The organism is Streptococcus sp. 1F3, assembly GCF_054968985.1.
Map to the genome: position 1 here is coordinate 1 of NZ_JBUEQR010000074.1, position 1,119 is coordinate 1,119.

General features: G+C 37.9%; 2 protein-coding genes. Both read right to left on the minus strand.

All coding sequences use genetic code 11. The features are described 5' to 3' along the window. Positions 1 to 599 (minus strand): Imm59 family immunity protein (locus ACVPON_RS06985; RefSeq protein ID WP_462877531.1); only part of this gene is annotated, 599 nt, incomplete at its 3' end. After that, positions 596 to 1,119 (minus strand): glycohydrolase toxin TNT-related protein (locus tag ACVPON_RS06990; protein ID WP_462877533.1); only part of this gene is annotated, 524 nt, incomplete at its 5' end. The genes ACVPON_RS06990 and ACVPON_RS06985, both read right to left, overlap by 4 nt.

Consider the following 1,119-nt stretch of genomic DNA (forward strand, 5'->3'; position numbering starts at 1 on the left):
AAAACTTTTTGAACTTGCACTAGAAAGGCTAGTCCATTGTCTGACGGAGGATATTGGAAGGTGAGGTTGATCACCTTCTCCTTAAAATCATCACCGTAGCCTTCCACATACTGCTTGCTTTCAATAAAGTGAATATAGTTGTTCAGCTTTTCTTGAAGTTTAAGAAGATGATCCTGTTCATCTTTAACAAACCAGTGATTAGAATCCGCAAGAAGAAACTCCAAAGAGCCATCCACAACTCCAATTGCATCTATTTTATCTGTAACTAACTTGATAGCATACTTATCCCAAAGGGGTGATGGATAATATGAATATCCTCGTTCTTCTACATCATACCTTGCTGCTCGAATTTCTAACTCTATCTGATTAAACAATTCATCTCTAGCTTGAGCAAAAGTATCAAATATTCCGGGATTTCCATCAAGACCTCCACGCTCACCACTAGTCTGAATCAAAAACTTCCCATCTCTCTCAAATAGATGTATGGCAAATGGAACACGGTTAGCCGTGTCAAAAAGGACAACCCGAATCGTTTCCCAACCCCTTTCCTCAATAATTTCTTGTATTTCAGCTTTTTCCTTTAAAAATCGATCTGTCATGGCAATATCTCCCTCACAAGTCCTAAATCAATATAAAATTGCAATGCTCCCCCGAATTGAATCTGGGTACCTCCTCCAGCTCCAAACACCGTATCAATAGTTCCAATATAGTTGCTAGCAAGATTCAACAATTTCATTCTTCTCCTAGCCAGTTGAATATCAAATTCCATTTTTCTAGAATGTGGTAGATTATCATACGCTTTTTGTATATTTTCCATTGTAATATCTGTTGTAACTTCATATTTATGGTACTTTTGATAACTTTCTGGATAAGGCAAACCTCGTGCATTATAATCAAGAACAATGCCATCTTTAACTGGACTTGTAAATGCACCATATGGACTACCATAGCGGTCAATCACCTCACCTGCTCTTAAGACTATTTCTGTCTTATCAGCGCTACCATCAGTTTTTAGGACAAAGCCATCCTCCTTTGGCCAATCAATCGTACCATCTGCTTTCAAATAATCTAGTGACCTAACCGGAACAGGATTCCCATTAAAATCTGTTGATTTAGACA